Annotated in this window: 16 protein-coding genes and 1 pseudogene; 2 read left to right on the top strand and 15 right to left on the bottom strand. The window is 40.9% G+C overall.

Annotated elements, in window-relative coordinates; all coding sequences use genetic code 11:
* Positions 1-14 precede the first annotated feature (14 nt).
* Entirely contained in the window at positions 15-1,550 is a 1,536-nt protein-coding gene (locus tag WSC_RS0104030) for a carbon-nitrogen hydrolase family protein (protein ID WP_016954624.1), read from the top strand.
* Between the two features lie 39 nt (positions 1,551-1,589).
* Here WSC_RS0104030 and WSC_RS0104025 read toward each other — a convergent pair whose 3' ends face one another.
* From WSC_RS0104025 to mutY, 9 genes and pseudogenes are all read right to left on the bottom strand, one after another.
* The gene (locus WSC_RS0104025) at positions 1,590-1,991 is read right to left on the bottom strand and encodes an MAPEG family protein (RefSeq protein WP_016954623.1); all 402 of its coding nucleotides are present in this window, start codon (positions 1,989-1,991) and stop codon (positions 1,590-1,592) included.
* A 48-nt stretch (positions 1,992-2,039) separates the two neighbouring features.
* Positions 2,040-4,082 (bottom strand): DNA topoisomerase III, encoded by a 2,043-nt coding sequence (locus WSC_RS0104020; RefSeq protein ID WP_016954622.1) that lies wholly within the window; start codon positions 4,080-4,082, stop codon positions 2,040-2,042.
* A gap of 77 nt (positions 4,083-4,159) precedes the next feature.
* Entirely contained in the window at positions 4,160-5,026 is an 867-nt protein-coding gene (locus WSC_RS25235; RefSeq protein ID WP_237716284.1) for an SGNH hydrolase domain-containing protein, read from the bottom strand.
* A 183-nt stretch (positions 5,027-5,209) separates the two neighbouring features.
* Positions 5,210-6,202, bottom strand: a pseudogene (locus tag WSC_RS25230) (acyltransferase family protein); the annotation flags it as partial.
* A 125-nt stretch (positions 6,203-6,327) separates the two neighbouring features.
* Positions 6,328-6,603: an oxidative damage protection protein gene (locus WSC_RS0104005; RefSeq protein ID WP_016954619.1), complete on the bottom strand. Its 276-nt coding sequence runs from the start codon at positions 6,601-6,603 to the stop codon at positions 6,328-6,330.
* 95 nt (positions 6,604-6,698) lie between these two features.
* Positions 6,699-7,253 (bottom strand): YbhB/YbcL family Raf kinase inhibitor-like protein, encoded by a 555-nt coding sequence (locus WSC_RS0104000; protein WP_016954618.1) that lies wholly within the window; start codon positions 7,251-7,253, stop codon positions 6,699-6,701.
* 95 nt (positions 7,254-7,348) lie between these two features.
* Positions 7,349-8,182 carry a helix-turn-helix transcriptional regulator gene (locus WSC_RS0103995; RefSeq protein WP_016954617.1) on the bottom strand — a complete coding sequence of 278 codons (834 nt, stop codon included), beginning with the start codon at positions 8,180-8,182 and terminating at the stop codon, positions 7,349-7,351.
* Between the two features lie 66 nt (positions 8,183-8,248).
* A complete protein-coding gene (locus tag WSC_RS0103990) occupies positions 8,249-9,586 on the bottom strand; it encodes a GntP family permease (RefSeq protein ID WP_016954616.1) in 1,338 nt (445 codons plus the stop codon).
* A gap of 498 nt (positions 9,587-10,084) precedes the next feature.
* Positions 10,085-11,143, bottom strand: coding sequence for an A/G-specific adenine glycosylase (mutY, locus tag WSC_RS0103985; RefSeq protein WP_016954615.1), 1,059 nt, complete (start codon positions 11,141-11,143; stop codon positions 10,085-10,087).
* 117 nt (positions 11,144-11,260) lie between these two features.
* Here mutY and yciH point away from each other — a divergent pair, with 117 nt between their 5' ends.
* Positions 11,261-11,575 (top strand): stress response translation initiation inhibitor YciH, encoded by a 315-nt coding sequence (yciH, locus tag WSC_RS0103980; RefSeq protein WP_016954614.1) that lies wholly within the window; start codon positions 11,261-11,263, stop codon positions 11,573-11,575.
* 33 nt (positions 11,576-11,608) lie between these two features.
* Here yciH and WSC_RS0103975 read toward each other — a convergent pair whose 3' ends face one another.
* The 6 genes from WSC_RS0103975 to WSC_RS23920 form a co-directional block, all read right to left on the bottom strand.
* A complete protein-coding gene (locus tag WSC_RS0103975) occupies positions 11,609-12,544 on the bottom strand; it encodes a GGDEF domain-containing protein (protein ID WP_016954613.1) in 936 nt (311 codons plus the stop codon).
* Positions 12,545-12,615: 71 nt separating this feature from the next.
* Positions 12,616-16,044, bottom strand: a complete 3,429-nt coding sequence (locus tag WSC_RS0103970) for a DUF6701 domain-containing protein (protein WP_016954612.1) — start codon at positions 16,042-16,044, stop codon at positions 12,616-12,618.
* Positions 16,041-16,472, bottom strand: coding sequence for a hypothetical protein (locus WSC_RS23925; protein WP_016954611.1), 432 nt, complete (start codon positions 16,470-16,472; stop codon positions 16,041-16,043). Before WSC_RS23925 ends, WSC_RS0103970 begins: the two co-directional genes overlap by 4 nt.
* Entirely contained in the window at positions 16,462-17,307 is an 846-nt protein-coding gene (locus WSC_RS21810) for a type II secretion system protein (RefSeq protein ID WP_016954610.1), read from the bottom strand. Before WSC_RS21810 ends, WSC_RS23925 begins: the two co-directional genes overlap by 11 nt.
* A complete protein-coding gene (locus WSC_RS0103955; protein WP_016954609.1) occupies positions 17,307-17,867 on the bottom strand; it encodes a type IV pilus modification PilV family protein in 561 nt (186 codons plus the stop codon). Before WSC_RS0103955 ends, WSC_RS21810 begins: the two co-directional genes overlap by 1 nt.
* Positions 17,864-18,409, bottom strand: coding sequence for a type II secretion system protein (locus WSC_RS23920; RefSeq protein ID WP_016954608.1), 546 nt, complete (start codon positions 18,407-18,409; stop codon positions 17,864-17,866). The genes WSC_RS0103955 and WSC_RS23920 overlap by 4 nt, the downstream gene beginning before the upstream one ends.
* Positions 18,410-18,431: the final 22 nt, after the last annotated feature.

Raw genomic sequence — 18,431 nt, 5'->3', positions numbered from 1 at the left:
TAGGAGTGTGGTTTATGAGCACTAAAGATCTACATTTAAGCTTAGCTAATTTACAAGTTGCCGATTATCCACAAGTTAAGAATCTGATGGACTTGGTGTATGCGGATATTGGTGGCGCTTGGCCAAAAGAAACCATTAAACAGCTAATTGAAGATTTCCCCGAAGGGCAAATTGGCTTAATGGATGATGATAAGCTAATTGGCATAGCCCTGTCTGTGCAAGTTGCTTACGACCGTTTTTCTAACCCACACAAATACGATGATTTAATTGGCCCACAAAGTCAGATTTTAAATAACCCAGATGGTGATGCTATTTATGGTTTAGATATGCTGATCCACCCTGATTATCGAGGTTATCGTTTAGGTCGTCGTTTGTATGACGCGCGCAAAGAGTTGTGTCGCCAATACAATTTTAAAGCGATTTTGGCCGGTGGTCGTATTACCGCTTATCACAAATACAGTGATGACCTAACGCCGACTCAATATATAAAACGCGTTAGCCGCAAAGAAATTTACGACCCTATATTAACCTTTCAATTGTCGAACGACTTTCAAGTAAAACGTTTATTAAAACAGTATTTACCTGAAGATGAAAAATCCGCTGGTTATGCAACTTTATTAGAGTGGAGCAACATTTTATACGAGCCTGAAGCTTTGGTGGTGGATACCACCAAAACACAAGCACGTATTGGCGTTGTGCAATGGCAAATGCGTGAAGTAGGCAGTGTTGAAGAGTTAATGCAGCAAGTAGAATATTTTGTTGATGCTTTGTCTGAATACGAAAGTGATTTTGCGCTTTTCCCTGAGTTTTTCAATGCGCCATTAATGGGATTGTCGCCGAAAAAAAGCCGTACCGATGCCATTCGTTTTTTAGCCGGTTTTACTGAAGAATTTAAAACTCAGATGTCGCGCATGGCGGTATCGTACAACATTAATATCATTACAGGCTCTATGCCGCTGGTTGAAAACAACCGTTTGTTTAACGTCAGTTATATGTGTCACCGCGATGGCACAGTCGAAGAGCAGCGCAAATTACACATAACCCCACATGAAAAATGGGACTGGGTAATTGAAGGTGGTAATGAGCTAAAAGTATTTGATACTGACGCTGGCCGCGTCGGCATTTTAATTTGTTACGATGTTGAATTTCCAGAATTGCCTAGGCTATTAGCTGAACAAGGTATGGATATTTTGTTTGTACCATTTTGGGTTGATACCAAAAACGCCTATTTACGTGTACGCCATTGTGCACAAGCGCGTGCAATTGAAAACGAATGTTATGTTGCTATTGCTGGTAGTGTCGGCAATTTACCGTCGGTGGATAGTTTGGATGTGCAATATGCACAATCTGCGGTATTTACCCCGAGTGACTTCTCCTTCCCACACGATGCAGTATTGTCTGAAACTACACCAAATACTGAAATGTTGATGTTCGCTGATTTAGATTTAGCCGCGTTAAAAGTGTTACATGCCGAAGGTGCTGTGACCAATTTAAAAGATCGCCGTACTGATTTGTATAAAGTTGAATGGCAGGCGGTTAAAGCTAAGTAATTGTACTTAATTGAACTATACGTTAGTTAAAGCTGGTTGTTAGCCAGCTTTAACTAATAAAGTTACCCACATAACCAACATAGCAATTACACAGCCCCAAAACATCAACATACGATGCAATACATTGTTATAGGTTAAATGCACTAGCGCTTGTAGGCACCGAAAAACAACAAATAGCCAAGCACAAATAATCGCTGTTTGGCTGTGGATATTCAGGCTGAGGAAAAGACTCGCAGCAACATAAAACAGCACGGGTATTTCAAACATATTGCTAAAACATCTGGATGTGCGATTAACAATATCTGGTACTTCTTGCCCTTGCATGGCTCTGTAGTATTTTATTTTTACCTGCCCACTGCGCACACTATTCACACGTACTGCAAGAGTAATTACGCCGATTATAAAAGTGAGTATTACCATAAAAAACATAGGGTAGAGCATGTGTGATTGTCCTTAAGATATATTTGTTAATTTCAGTATAGCTTGTTATCACCCATACAACTTCTGCTGACTCTTGGCTTTTTTCGGCAGCTTAACTTTATTATTGCTGTTTGATTTTGCAGTTGAACGAGCGCTGCGGCCACTAGCGGATCTAGTGCTTTTAGCTTTGCTCCCTTTATTGTAAAAACGCTTTTTCTGCTCGCTTTGAGTTAACTTAAATTCAGCTAAATTTTGGCATTGTCCAACTAAAGAAACTAACTGTTGTTGTAATGGGCTGATAAAGTTTTGATAACTGTTTTCGCCTTGGTAAATTTGCTCAAGGGTTGCTTCCCATTGAGCTGTCATATCTGGCAGGGTTAGTTGTTCGGGTAGTTGTTTGATTAAATCTCGCCCTGTTTGGCTAGCGCGAATTTGTTTGCCTTGGCGCTGAATAAATCCGCGTTTTTGTAGCACTTCTATCATGCTTGCACGAGTCGCTTCTGTGCCTAAACCATCAGTTTCTTTGAGGATCTTTTTAATTTCAGCATCTTTAACAAAACGGCTAATGCCAGTCATCGCGGCTAACAAGGTTGCGTCAGTAAAATGCTCTGGTGGAGAGGTCATTTTTTCAACCAATTCACCTTGTTGGCAAAAACAGATTTCGCCTTGTTTAAGCTCGGGCAAAGTTTGTTCTTCTGCTTCTGCATTACTGTTATTCGAGCTTGATTTATTTGACTGTTTTTTTTGTGGCTGCTTTTTTTCTGGCAATAGCGCTTTCCAGCCTAGTTGAGTTGGCGTATTGGCTTTTGCAATAAAAACGCCACCTGCAATATCCAGTTCTATTTTTTGTTGTTTGTATTCGTAGGCTGGATAAAACTGCATTAAATATTGGCGGCTAATTAATTGATAGACCGCTTTTTCTTGTGCTGTTAACTGTGCTGAAGTTTTTTTGCTTGTGGGAATAATCGCGTGATGCGCTGTGACTTTTTTATCATTCCAACAAGCACTTTTTTGTTTAAGGTTGGCATTGTTTACCGCGTTTTGCATATCCGGCAAATTGTTAGCAATAGCCTGAGTAACTGAGGCGGCTTGGCTAAAGTGTTCTTTAGGTAAATATCGACAGTCTGATCTTGGGTAGGTGATCAGCTTGTGTTTTTCATACAAACTTTGGCAAATATCCAAAGTTTGTTGCGCAGTTAACGACAGCGCTTTGGCCGCGTCTATTTGCAGTGCGGATAAATTATACGTCAGTGGTGCATTTTGTTTTTTGTTTTGTGCCGTGGTTTTAGTCACTGTCGCGTTTTGTTGCTGAATGCGGCCAACTACATGCTCAGCGAGCTTTTTATTTATTACTCGACCTCCACTGTCTTGATGTGGGACACAAGCTTCACTCGGTTGCCACCAGGCAATAAAAGGCTGCTGAGTTGGGCTTAATAAATGTGCTTTTACTTGGTAAAACGGATGTGGCACAAAAGCATCTATTTCTTCATCACGCCGCGCGATTAACCCTAATAGCGGAGTTTGCACACGGCCGATTGACACTACGCCCGAATAAGCAGCTTGTTTAGCTTTTATCGTAAATGCTCGGCTTAAATTAATTCCGTACAACCAATCAGCGCGGCTACGCGCTAATGCTGAGGTGGATAAGTTTTTAAAATTTTGATTGTTCTGTAGTTTATTTAAAGCTTGTTTAACCGCACTCGGGTTTAAGTCGCTAATTAATAAACGAGAAACACCTTTGTTGGCATTGTATTGGCAGTGGTGGATAACTTCGTCAACCAGTAATTGACCTTCACGATCTGGGTCGCCCGCATGAATAATATGTGCTGCTTGTTTGATTAGTTTTTTTACCGCGGTCAGTTGTTTACTGGTTTGTTTTTTACTTTTTAATTGCCATTTGTCTGGGCAAATAGGTAAGTCTTGCATGCGCCAAGATTTATAGCGTGCATCATAATCTTCGGGCTGTGCGTTTTCGAGTAAATGGCCGATACACCAAGTTATACAATCACCATTGGCGAGTTCAATATAACCTTGTTGATTCTTTTGTGGTTTAGGTAAAACGCTGGCAATAGCACGTGCCAGCGATGGTTTTTCGGCAATATACAGCTGCATTATTCAAAACTAAAACGGTTAGATGTGAATAAGTATAACTGTGTATATAAACAGGTCAAATTTATCCCGAGTTCAGGTTATTTTAGTTGCTGTTGAAAATACTCAAACAGACCAGACTTTTTCGTTAGCTGTTCAACTGTTTTCTTTTGCAAATTCGAGCGTAAATGGTTGTCGTCGCGATAGATTAATTCTGAATTGATAAAGCTTGGGCATGTACCAGCATCACATAGCTTATCCGTTAAAATAATCGCACTAACATTCGTATGCTCTTGGGCAATGTCACTCAAAACCAAATCGCTATCTAAGTGCCATTGTTTGGTGGTTGTTTCATCTAAAAAAGAATAGTTGTCGCTTTTGTTGGCTCTTAAAACAGGCGTTGTAGCACTAAAATAGTTGTCATTTAATGAGCGATTTGGGCGCGGAATATCACTTAATAACAATAATTTTCTATCGGTTAAATCTAAACTGGCGATTGTTTTTGCTAAAGCTTGGGCACTTAAATTTTTACCTATGCTTGAGTCCCTATTTGTTATTGGGCTGGTATTAAGGTAATTGTCTGTATGTTGGTCATTGTAGAGTTTTCGAATATGGCTCGACCATGCTGATGACATTACAATAAAACCCACTTCAGGGCTTTTGTTTAGCCAATCAAGGGTAATTTGTTGTTTGTTGCTGCAACGTTCGGTGAAGTCAGGGTATTTAGGATAAAACTCTTTGACATAGTTTGCATTTAAATACGGCGGACACTGTTTTGGCGCAATTGCAAAAGCTATGTCTAATCTTTCACCGATAAGCTGAAAAGCTTGCGACCAATGCTGTGAGTGGCTGTCGCCCCATATTACGCCTTTATATTTGCTTTCGTCCCACTTGTTGCCAACGACACAAAACTTTTCATCCAACTGATCAGAAATTCGAATTTTCTCTAAACATTTTGTTTTAGTCATTGGAGCTTTAGATGTATACGCCAATACCTCATCTGCGAAGCGCATACTATAACCATTGGTTAAATAAACCGAAAAGGATGCGGCTATTATCAGAACTGTTGATGCCAAACCTAGCTTAAGCACTTTGCCATTAGCAGCTTGTGTGTGCCTAAATTTTTCTTCGATAAAACGCCAAGATAGATAACCGAGTATTAAACTCAGGAAGGTTAAGCTGATGCTTTCAAGCAGAGTAAAATGTCGTTCTGAGATATAAATACGATAGTAGACTATCATTGGCCAGTGCCACAGATAGGCTGAATAAGATATTTTACCGATAAATACCAGAGGTTTTTGCGACAAAATTAAGTTGGCCAAATTGCCTTGATTGTGCGATGCATTAATTATCAGCACAGTTGCCAGTGTTGGTAATAAAGCCCAGTAACTTGGGTAAGGCACTGCGGTTGAAACTAATATGATACTGCCGACCAGTAACAGAATACCTGCAGCTGAAAAGGCTGAATTTAGCTGACGCTTATTTGATTTAAATATTGGGAAAAGCACCATTATTGCACCAAGGCATAATTCCCAAGCTCAGGTGTGCAATAAATAGAATGAAGAATTAGGGTGGCTTGCGCTAAAGCTAATACTTAACCCCAAAGACAACAAAAATAAGCTGATAATCAAAACTTTTACACCTTTTATCCGCCATAGTTTATGCACAAAATAAACAATAACAGGGAAGATTAGGTAAAACTGCTCTTCGACTGCCAGCGACCACATGTGTACTAAAGGTGATATTTCGGTGGCTTGATCAAAATAGCCAGAGCGATTAGAAAACCAAAAATTAGCTAAAAATAGGCTCGAAAAAAAAGAACTTTTGGAAAGCTCTGTATATTGCCCTGGGCTGAGCATAAAACTGCCTATCAGCAGTGTTACAAGCACTAAGAAAAATGCAGCGGGAAACAAGCGTTTTATTCTTCTGGCGTAAAACTGCTTAAAATCAAAACTGTGGGTTGTCAGCTGCCCTATGATGATTTTAGTAATCAGGTAACCAGAAATAACATAAAAAATATCAACACCAACAAATCCGCCAGCTAACAAAGGCATTTCCGCATGGAACATTATTACAGCCAATACGGCTATTGCTCTGAGTCCATCTATTTCAGGGCGATACTTTAGGTGTTTTATTTTATCCATATTGTGTTGAATTATCAGTACTTCAATTAGTTATAGCAGTGCGGGGTCAAGCAGAGCTAGGCCATTAATAAAAAAATCGGCATGGCCTAACTTGGTTACATTTTAGTTGAGAAACTTATAGTGGCTTATTTCTTCTCTGGCGGGGTATAACCTTCAATTTCTACGTCTTGGCCTTCAAATAAAAAACCAACCATAGCGCCTTCAAGCATTTTGCGGTCTTCTGGGTTCATCATATTGAGCTTTTTTTCGTTTATGAGCATGATTTGTTTCTTTTGCCATAAAGCCCAAGCTTCTTTGGAGATGTTGTCAAAGATGCGTTTGCCAACATCACCTGGGTATAGTTGAAAGTCTAAGCCATCTGCTTCTTTGTTTAAGTGCTGACAAAATACGGTGCGAGCCATAATAAACCTATTATTTAAAACTAGAATTGGCGCTATTGTATACCCAAGCTACTGGTAGATGCCAGATTTCAGCCGCAGTAACTTAGGTGTAAGGCTTAATCTCTTTTATATAAAGCTTCGATCGTAGCTGTGTCGATTGAGTTAGCGTTGATCATATAACCTGTTAACGCACCCGATGCATTTTGTGGTAACTCTAATTTTTCTACTGACAAGGCGTGTACAGTAAATTTGTATTTGTGTGCACCATGTCCAGGTGGTGGACAAGCTCCGCCGAATGCAGCTACGCCATAATCGTTTTCAATTTGTTGGCTGCTTGCTGGTTTAAATTTGCCTGATTTATCACCGGCTCCGGCTTTAAGTTCAGTGATAGAGGCTGGAATATTAACAATTTGCCAATGCCACCAGCCACTGCCAGTTGGCGCGTCAGCATCGTGCACAGTCACGGCAAAACTTTTAGTGCCTTTGGGTGCGCCAGTCCATTTCAGTTGTGGCGATTTGTCCTCGCCAGTGCAACCAAAACCATTAAACTCTTGTGTTTTAGGCATAAAGTTACCATGGCTGATGTCTGTACTGGTGAGTTTAAAATTATCAGCCAAAGCACTGCTGGATAAGCCAATTAATGCGGCTGCTAGGATTATTTTGTTTAACATGATTGCTGCTCCTTAGTATTGATGAATCACAAATATACTAGCTTGATTACATTCAGTCGCTAGCCCTTTTTCGTGCAACTAATCGCCAAATACGCTCAATCGATTTTCACAGCTTTGTTGGTTTCTTTGGTTTTACGCAATTGTGTAGGTGTTAACCCAAACCTTTGTTTAAATCGGCTGGCGAATTTAGACGGCGATTGATAACCAGACTGTTCTGCAACATAGGTTATTGAATGTTGCGTGGTTTGCAGTAAATGCAGCGCAGTGCCAAGTCGTATTTGATCTTTTAGCTGTTGAAATGAGCTTTGTTCAGCTGCGAGTTTGCGGCGCAAACTCGACTCACTTATATTAAGTTGTTCAGCAACAAAAGCACTGCTGGTTATGCTGTATGGATGTTGGCGTAACACAGCATTGCAGCGGCTAATGGTAGATTGAGCCGATAGGCATCCGATTACTTGTGGATAACCAAGATAAATCAGTACTTGCAATAATTCTTTGCGCCGCTGCGACCAAAGGTTTTCAGGCACTATGGCTGCCCATTCAACAAACTGTTGTAAGCAAGTCTTAAGTTGTTGATTTAGCTGCCCATGAATATATTTATTCTTTGGCATTTGTGTTGTTGGTGAAATATCTAAATCGACAAAATCATCTGCTTCAAATTCAATAAACAGCGCAAAGTAATCTGCTTCGGTAGGCAAATTGCGCATATGCACATTATTGTTATCCGCCAGTACGACAAATTCGCCTGCGTTACAGTTAAAGGTGTCTTGTATTGCGAGTTCTTTTTCACCTGACAATACGGCAATAAAACATGGACTTACAATCGGTACATTGCGCAAATTTTGCGTTTGCACTGAGGTGTAAGCAGCGTAGGGCAGCATGGGAATTTTTAGGGTATTGGTAGTGATTAAGTCAATTAGCTGCTGCATCTAAAATCGCTTCTGTGGTTGTTGAAAGCTTATTCAACAAAAAGCATATTGCGGCGTCAAGTGCATTTATAAAAATGCACTAATTATCAAACAACAGGCTAAACCTACTAGTGCGATTAAACAGGTTAAGACTGTCCAGGATTTTAAGGTGTCGGTTTCGTTGATGCCTAAATAACGGCTGACTAGCCAGAAACCTGAATCGTTTACGTGTGACATTATGGTTGCGCCAGATGAAATGGCGATCACCAATAAACCTAAATAAGCAGGTGTTAATGTTTGTAGTTGTAAAATAGGTGCCATTAAACCTGCTGCTGTGATCATGGCAACTGTGGATGAACCTTGGGCAACCCGCGTAATAGCTGCAATTAAAAACGCCAGTAATACCAGCGGCATTGCGCTATCTGCCATGCTATTGCCTAACATTTGCCCAACACCTGAGTCGATTAATATTTGTTTAAATGCGCCACCTGCGCCGGTAATTAAAATTATGATGCCTGCAGGTTCAAGTGCCTTGTTGGCTAGGTTAAGCAATTGGCTTTTGTTGAATTGGCAATATTTGGCAGACGCCCACATCGCCAGCACTGTGGTTAAACTAAGTGCAACAAATGGATGACCGATAAATTGCGCTGTATTGTATAACTGAGTGTCTTTGGCAAATAAGAAAGGTGCGAGTGTACCTAACATGATTAACACAAGCGGCAGTAATACTAGGCTAATAACTAGATTAAAACTCAGTGTTTGTGCTGGTTGCTCATTGTCTGTTTGGTGCGCTGTAGGCACTGCTACGTGAATTCGTTTTGCTATATAGCGCGCAAATAATGGCCCCGCAATTATCATAGATGGAATACCTGCGGCTGCTCCAAAGATAATCACCCAACCTAAATTGGCACCAATAATTTCAGCTACTGCAATTGGCCCAGGTGTTGGTGGAATAAACGCATGAGTTACTGCTAAACCGGCTAGCAGCGGCACTGCGTAATATAATAGTGAGCGCCCACTTTTGTTGGCAAGACCGTATAACAAAGGTGCAAGTATGATAAATGCAACATCAAAAAATACTGGTATTGCGACTAAAAAACCGGTGAAACCTAAGCTCCATTGAATGTTTTTTTCGCCAAATTTGTTCATTAGTACTTTGGCGATTTGTTCTATACCGCCGCTGGCTTCGAGAATTTGCCCAAGTATTGCGCCTAACCCTACGACTACAGCGACAAATCCAAGTGTACCACCCATGCCGTTTTTAATTGAGTTGATGATGTCTTGAGTTTGCATACCTGTGGTTAGGCCGAGCAGCAAGCAGCTGAGTAGTAGGGCGATAAATGCAGGTACGCGCAGTTTTATCACCATGATCAGCAAGGCGATTATTGCTGTTATGGCTGCTGTTGTGAGTTGTAAGTCAAACATTTGTGTTCCTCGTTATTATTGTTTTTAAAATCCAAAATACTAGCAAGCAACTTTGTGCTGAGGACTAGGTTGAGGTTTCTAAAAACAGACCGTACAAATCGTGGAAGATTTGTCTCGAGCGCCCAGGGATGGGTTTACCGCGTGTCTGTGTTAGAAACTTTAGCCTAGGCCGTCTATATGGCACTTGGGTTACTGCGCTATTTTAAAGGAGCGACATAATTCGAAGCTAAATGGAGTATTACTCACAAAAACGCTTCAAGCACATCCTGTGTCGCTCACACAAGGCTTCCCTTCCTTGTGAAGTTTTGTTCGCAACACATCCATTCACCTTCTTGGCATTTTTATTACTGCAACTCGATTATATTGCACTTAACTTGCAACGTATTTGCACCTCGAAATATAAGACGACTTATTTCGCACAATCACTGATAACGTTTACATTTGTTGGCGTAATATTAGCCTGTTTATTAACCAACATCAATTACCCAATTTTCACAGCTAGAATTTGCCTGCTATCACTTCAGCTAACAAATTCTTAGTGGGAGTCGCCATACCAAACTCAGCTTCACTATTTAAATCAAACCAAACATCGTCAGATTCTTTAATGCTTGAGTTAACCTGCTCAACCTCAACTAAAATTGGCTGAATATCTAAATGATAATGGGTGAAAGTATGTCGAAACGCTTCAAGTTGAGTTTGTTTGCGTCCAACCAAAGCAAATAAATGCTCAACTTCACCTAAGGTTAATTGGCGTTCAGATTCAGGTAGTGTGTACAAACCGCCCCAAATACCCGTAGGTGGACGTTTATTTAACAATACCTGCTGACCATGCTTGAGCAAATACATAAAAGTGTGTTTAACAGGTTTGTCTTTTTTCGGTCTAGGGACTGGCAGCTGATTAACGCAGTTGTCTTGATATGCTTGGCAACTTTGTTGCAGTGGGCAATCATCACATTTTGGTTTGCTGCGGCTGCAAATCGCTGAGCCTAAATCCATCATAGCTTGGTTAAAGTGATTGACGCCGATAGCGGGGGTTACTTGCTCGGCTAATTGCCAAAGTTTGTCCTGTACTTTCTTTTCACCCGACCATTGCTCAATTTTAAAATAACGACAGAGCACACGTTTAACATTGCCGTCTAAAATTGGGTAAGGCTGTTCTAGTGTTAATGATAAGATTGCACCAGCGGTTGAACGGCCTATGCCAGGTAATGCTAATACTTGCTCAAAGTCGGTTGGAAACTCACCATGCAGCTCGACAATTTGTTGTGCCGCTTTATGTAGGTTACGTGCGCGGGCGTAATAACCTAGGCCGGTCCAGTGTTGCAAAACCTGATCTTGCTCGGCGGCAGCCAAGGCTTCTACAGTCGGAAAGCTTGAGATAAAACGCTCGAAGTAGGGGATAACTGTGGTTACTTGGGTTTGTTGCAGCATGACTTCTGATAACCAAGTTTTGTATAAACTTTTGTTCTGTTGCCACGGTAAGTGTTTGCGACCATGTTGGTGAAACCAACTAATTACTAAGTCGCCGAATTCGGTTTGTTGCTGCAATGAAGCCATATAGTTTTGTATCTTATTCTGCAAGTGGTTAAAATTAGCTTTGGTGCTGGGCTATTGTAACCGCGCATTCTATCGCACCAATCAATTAATACAAATTACATCAGTTGGGAGTAAAGCATGGCATTAGTTTATAGCACAGATAAAGGTCGAATTACTGAAGACAAACCTCAAGAGCAAGCACAAACTTTTGCTGATGGCGCTGTGCGTATTCGTCGTGAAACTTCAGGGCGTAAAGGCAAAGGGGTGATTACCGTAGCGGGTTTACCTTTAGTTGGCGATGAACTGAAAAAATTAGCACAAAACCTGAAGAAAAAGTGTGGCACAGGTGGTTCAGTCAAAGACGGTGTTATCGAAATTCAAGGCGATAAACGCGACGTGATTAAAGCCGAACTTGAAAAGCTCGGCTATAAAGTGAAATTAGCTGGTGGTTAAACTCGTAATTTTGTGAGCTGTTACGTTTATATTTTAAGTCAGTGATAACCGTGCATTATTAATCGTGTTTTTTACGGACGCGCTGTCGATAAATTGTGCACAAGCCATTGATATTGTAAGGGTATGAAGTTGCTCGTTATCACTGCTATTGATCACTTGAGTGAGTCGGTCGACAGCTGAGTTTACGCCTTGTTCTTCATTACATACAAGCAAAACGACAAACTCATTTTCAGCAAAACGAAAGACTAAGTCGGTATTTCGAAAAGTTTTAAGCATTTGTTGGCCGAACAATATTTGTAGTTGCTCAAGATTGTCATCAACTTTGGGGGTGATTTTTATAAAGGCCAACCATTCTTTTTCATCCATTCTATTCGCGTCATTAGCACAAGTTAATGCATGTTGTGCATAGCGAATCAATGAGACTTCTAAGCATTGTTTATTGTATAAACCGGTTAACGGATCTCGCTCCATATTTTCAAAAATTTTCAACAAATTGGTGAAAACAGAAATAACATTACCGGCTAAAAAATTGTGCACAGCCCTAACATCTATGGCTTGTAACTCTAGAGCGTGGCCGACTTTTCCTGAGCTGGGCACAATCGGGAAGATTAAGTATTTAGTACGTTTGCCTTCAATCGCTTGAGTCATGGGTTTTTGCGATAAAAAACTCTCTACAACTATCTGCGCTGGTTCATTTGAATCTTTTGCTTGCCAAGGTTTTTCAACTATTTGCCTAAATAAGAGTTGTTTTCCATCTGCAGCTTGATTTATTTCTAAGCCTTGTTTGTGATGCACTTCATACATGCAGGCGTGATAGACCAACCTTGAACGAAATAAGCGTAAAAACAAGGTGTCAATTAATGAGAGTGAGTCTAGCTGTTTAGTCAAAGCTAATATAAGCGATATGCTGCGTTGCAGAAACTCAATATCTCTTGTGGATGTTGCCACGCTCGATTGCGTTGATAGCATAACAGACTCCTTCCGCATAAGACTTAACAGTAGCAGACTTTTGCGTAATTTGTATATTTATCTAGTTTGGTTTATTGAAAAATCTCTCGCCAATGAATAATCCGATCATTGCCTCGATAAATTCCCCAAACTAATTCAGTTGTTATATTTGTGTCTAAATTACCATCTTGATCCCAATCGTACTGTAAAAATGGATAACTGCTTAATGTTGCCTGTAGAGCTAATGAGCCTTGATTTCCTTCACCTGGTGCTGCAAATAAAAAATTTAATAGTCCACTTTGTGCATTAATCATATTGGTCGTGGTAGCTGGGTATAACAAGTTACTGGTGGCTCCTGTGGCTAAGCTGTATTGGTTAAACCAATTTTCGCCAATGGCATGAGTTTGTGAGCCTATGGTAAAAATTGATGAAGGCAAACTTGTAGTATTGTCGGCTGACGAAGTATTCCAGTTGCCGCCATCATATATTTTTATGCTGATTGGCAGGGTAAGATCATCTGTTTCTGGGCCATAATTGTTGCCCAACACTAATCGAGCGCTGACTATATTAGCCGAGGTTGGAACAAAGCTGTCGGCGACGCTGGCAATTAAACCATTGTTGCTATCAAAAAATGCCCCGTTTGCAAAAGCTAAACTGATATTGGTGTTAAATGGGGCTGTTGTTTGATTTGCTGCGGTTTTTTGATGTTGGAAGTTGTCGTCGGCTGAAAATAGATAAGTAAAACTGCCATCGCTGTTGTCAGCCAAACTGCCTGCATTCAGGCTGCTGGTTAAGTTAATACTGTTATCTGTTGCACTTACTGTGATTTTATCTGGATCCGCACTTAAATTGGCTGTACCTAACGCGGCAGTATAGTTTTTGAGTGCATTGCCTAATGCGTCAACACCAATAATCGCCACTGCTGGCTGAGTTGAGTATGAGAATGTTTGTCCTAGGTATGTATTGGTTAAATTGACGTTTTGATATTGGCCTTGTGCTCGGTTGTCAGTAAAGCCTGCTGGATAACTTTCATCCGCGGCATAAATATTCAATTGTACAGGGATAAAAGTACCGAGTGATAAAACATTGGAAGTGATATTACCAAGTGATAAATAATTTACATCTTGCACTTGCAACTGATAAACCCCGTATTCGTCAATTTTACTTTGGTTGTAGGCATACGAGCCACTGCTAAAGCTAGTGCCGACTGAGTTGCTGAAGCCTGCTTGTGAGGTGACTTGGCCTGAAGCACTATAAGTTAAATTTGCTTCTTCGCCACCAAGGTTAGGGGCTGGGGTCGCGCGGGTTAAATCTAACTGCAGTTGGCTGGGTTGGTAACTTGGGGTAACAGTATTGTCACTACATTGAGCCGATATGTTTAGATTAAAGTCGCTGTTCACCGCCATATTATTAGTGGTTGAACTTGAGCTTACTGCTAACTTGTTCGGATAAAAATTGATATTGGCTGTATCACTATTTAGCACTGAGTTGGGATCAGACACTTGCACTGTTACAGCGCCAGCGTCTGCATAGCTTATGTTTAGTGTCGCTTGTGCTGAAGCATTAAAACTAGCGGATATATTATGGGTAGAACCAACAGCATAGCTAGTATCGCCTACTTGCATATTTACACTGCCTTGTTTATTGCTATGGCTAAATAACATTTGCACAGTGCGGGAGCCTGTCCAAGCTGGGGCGCAGTTTTGGCTTTGATCTGTCTTTAACGCCTGAATTGTAATACTGCCAGAGCTGCATGATTCAATATTGGCATCACTGACTACAAAACCTGAGTCGCTAAACACTAGTTGGCAATTGCCACCACCGTTGCAAGTTACAGGCGCAGAAGGGGATAAATTGCTTAAACCTAGGGTTAAGGTTGCGGCGCTGCTTTGACTGATACTGATGCTTTTACTGCCAGTAAAACTATTGGCGTCGACTGTTGTGGTTGTTGCGCCTATGGTTTTAGTTAAAGTTGCACTGGTGACTTGTGTGTATAAATCACAACTGGCATTGGCGCAGGCTTTAACTACTACTGAGGCTGTGCTGCACGTTAGTGCACTGGTGTCATGGGTAATTTCGTAGTGATTGACCGATGTGCCAGCGTTCGATTGCCCAGGGGTTTGGTTTGCACAGCCTGTATCCCACTGATTACTTGTTTTGTCGCCATCTGTTGTAGCACAAGCGGTGGAATTATTACCTGGTGAATCAATTATGGTGCTTGCATTTGGATATTGGCTTTCACAATCAGTCCAATCGTTACTATTGTGGCCGTCCGATGGTGAGCGAAGGTAATGAACAAACTCGCCATTTTCATCTAATAACAATATCTCTTGAAAATTGTTATGCCAATCTACTTCGGATTTACTGATTAAATAGTTGCTTGTTAGATGGGCAAAATCTGAATTATTCGCGTCTTCTGCAAATATAAGGTAGTCATCGGCTTGATAGTAGGCATCGACTGAAAATAGTGTGAATTCAAATTTACTTGGTGAATTTACTCCATTGGCTAACAATTTCCAGTCTTTAAGATTTATCGAATTGCTTGCATCGGCATCAATATATAGCTCCATCCAGTTGTTGTTATTTTCAATATGAAACTCATTAAGAGTGACATCACTGCTGTGTGGGCTTAAAGCTGGACAGGTAAAACTTGCGCTTTGTGTACAAGTGTCGCCTAGCGTTGCTTGGTTTACGTCTCCTGCATACTCTATATGAGCGTCAGAGGTCATGGTTAGGTTGGCGGTTGACAGCCTGCCTTTGATATATGCGTTATTGTGCAGTTCTGTCGAGCCATAGACACTACTTTGTTTTTTGAATCCATTAACATACACAAAAGCGTAAATTTGCCCTGTACTACTTATGGATAAACCTGTTTGGTTGTTGTCAGAGTGAATGAAAATGACAAAATCATTTGGATCGCCATTGAGATTAATACTTGTTTGATTGTATACAGATAAGCGTCCGTTTATATGAAATCTGACACTGCCAGTGCCTTTACTGCTATCTAACAGAATTTTACTATCGCTAGATAAAGATAAGTTATCAAAATAATAATCACCTGGGGGGAAAGAAACTTGTGAGGTGCCATATAAATCAAAATTTTTAAAGTGGTAACTGGTATTTGCACTAGCAAAAGTTCCGGTTGCATCGGAACTAAAACCAACGCTGCCATAGTTGCTTGCAGTAAACTCAAAACTTTGGCCACTATAAACACCAACATACGTTGAGCTATTTGAGCTTTGGAAGGTTGGCAAACTAATAGAATCTGCGCTTGAACCACTGACATCACAGCTAACCCCTGTTCCGCACGAATTCGAATGAGCAGCAACTAAGGATTTAAACGGTAATTCAGTTGGATTTGGCTCGTTGCTCAAACGCGCCGAGTTATACATGGTTAACTGGCCTTGGTTATAATTTGAGTTTACTGTGCCAGCAAATACATCATCACAAGTGGCGGCTAATAGCGGGTTATGCGCTAAAGCCAGTAGGCTAAAGAGTAGAATTGCTAATATAGTTCTCATAAATTAACCGCCTCGACACTAACCGAACGAGTGGTTTCTAGATCACTCACAGTACAAGTTGCTGTGCTGGTTATGGTTAATAAGTCCTTGCCATTAACAACACCTGCACGGCGATCACACTGCAATTTAACACTGCAACCGCGAAAACCATTGATATTGGGCAAAGTAACCGGGTCGCCTACGTCATCGCAGTCGCCTACATCTGTTGAACTGGTTGGGTATAAGCGGCTTAATGCAATTTGAATACCGCTTTGAGCACTGCTGAGCGCTCGTAAACCAACAATTTCGTAAGCAACATTAATATTAGAAACACTTAACGAACGCATAACGCCAGCCAATAAAATCGACAAAAACACTAAAACAAACAGTGCGATAACTAAGCTGCTGCCTTGCTGTTTGTTTTGAGTTCGATATTGGTTAAGGCGCATTCGGTATCTGCACTAAGTGATGAAAGAACATACTTTCATTATTGTCGGTTAGGCGAGAAAACTCTAGGTAAATTGCCACTTGGCCGTGGCGTAACAAACTGGCATGTGAATCAACATGGAAAGGTGCTTCAGTTAAAACTGAATTTGAGACATTTTCTGCCATTAAACTATAACTTACGTCGTCTGCTGCTTTTAGTTCAGTTGGATTAAATTGGTCAACTGCTGCTGGATAACCTTGATAGCGATAAATTTTACTGTTTTCTAAACAATAACTGACAGGCGTCGTCCATTGATAATAACGGCTTGCTGGTGAGCCTTGGCCTATACTAATACTCGCTGCAAAATGAATGACTTGCGATTCGGTGTCTTCATCGACCGCATCTACTGAGTCAATTGTGAATGTTTGCTGATTGGCTGAGTTATACACATCAGCAACTGCTGTTGGATATATGCTTATTTGGCTGCCAGCTGTGATAGTGCCTGAAGTCGGACTAACCAATTTAAGTGAACTACTGCTGGTTGGGGATATTGGCGCATCTAGGTATTTTGCACTTGTGACTATAGGTATGTATTCAATACATGCTGTGTTGTTGTCTGTGTCGTTAAGCGTGCGCAAGCTATAGGGCACAGCGCTACGTAATTCGCGTGTGAGTCTTTCAATCACAAAGCGGCTATCATCTAATACCAGTTGGCGTTCACTGACATCAACATAATAAGTCGCGCCCCAACCAACAAATTTGCTGGTGGTAATACCAACTATACCTAGTACAACAATCGCCATAACCAATTCAATTAAGGTGAAACCAGCATCTTTGTTAAGCTGTTGTTTACGCATTAGAAGTTACTCCTATATGCGCTAAACACAGTTTGATTACCTATTGGGTCGGTAACACTAATTTGAATCAGTTTATGTGCACCTATGCTGCCATCAGCCGCACCGTCAAAGTCAGCATCATAAATAACAGTGACGGATAATTGATAACTGGCGTAGTTTTGCACCAATGCAGTGTTGGTTGGCATACTTAACTCAATAATATCCCCCCCTGTAGAACTAAGTCCGTGATAATCGTCAACATCATCATAATCATCGCGGCTATCTTCGTTGGTATCCGCTCCAAAGTTAGCGGCAGTTGTGCAAGTTGGCGCACCTGTATCAGCACTTGAGCAGCGTGTTGTGCCACTGACTCTATCTGAATTTTCATCAAAGGATTTAGCTAAAATTTCATTTAATAAAGCTGAACCAAGTTCAGAGGCGCGCACTTGATACCAAGGGTCTGCAATAAATTTATTGCTATTGGTCAGTACATGAGTGAAATAACTAAAAGTGATAGACAACACCACTATGCCGATAACTATTTCTATTAGGGTAAAACCTTGTTGGATATATCTATTCATCTGTGGATATATCCTTGCGATTCTATCGTTATTGTAGCTGTTAAGGTGCCAGATATTTGAATACTACAGCCGCCATTGCAATCTTGTTGGGGTTGGCCTAAAGCATTAAAGCGAATATCAAATACAGGATCGTTGGCTTGATTGGTCGCTGAAATGGTTAAGTTTCCTTCACTGGCCTCTGCGCTGCTTATGCCCAAAAAGTCGTTTTCAAAGGTGTTTGGTAATGTATTGTTACCGCAGTTATTGTTTTGTCCAAAGCGAGTCTGTTCTATGAGTACTCGATGGCAGTCCGGTAGGATTATATTTGTATTCTGCATAGCCTGCAGTTGGGTGTGGCGTAACACATTGATTAGTCTATCTCTATATTCGAGAGTGTGGCTATCGTTTTGTACCAGGCCCATTTTGGGTAATGCGGTAACAGCCAAAATACCAATAAGAAGAATAACAACAATAAGTTCTACGAGAGTAAAGCCGGTGTTTTGAGTGGGCTTTAGCATATCAGGGAAGTTTGTGGGAGCTTCGAAGTCAGAATTGAGGCTCATTGGAGCCTCAACTGACCTGAGT

Origin of the sequence: Catenovulum agarivorans YM01 (genome assembly GCF_000281085.1) — a bacterium.
GTDB classification, from domain to species: domain Bacteria; phylum Pseudomonadota; class Gammaproteobacteria; order Enterobacterales; family Alteromonadaceae; genus Catenovulum; species Catenovulum agarivorans.
Note: the sequence above shows the minus strand (reverse complement) of the source record. Positions and strands in the feature narration are given on the sequence as shown.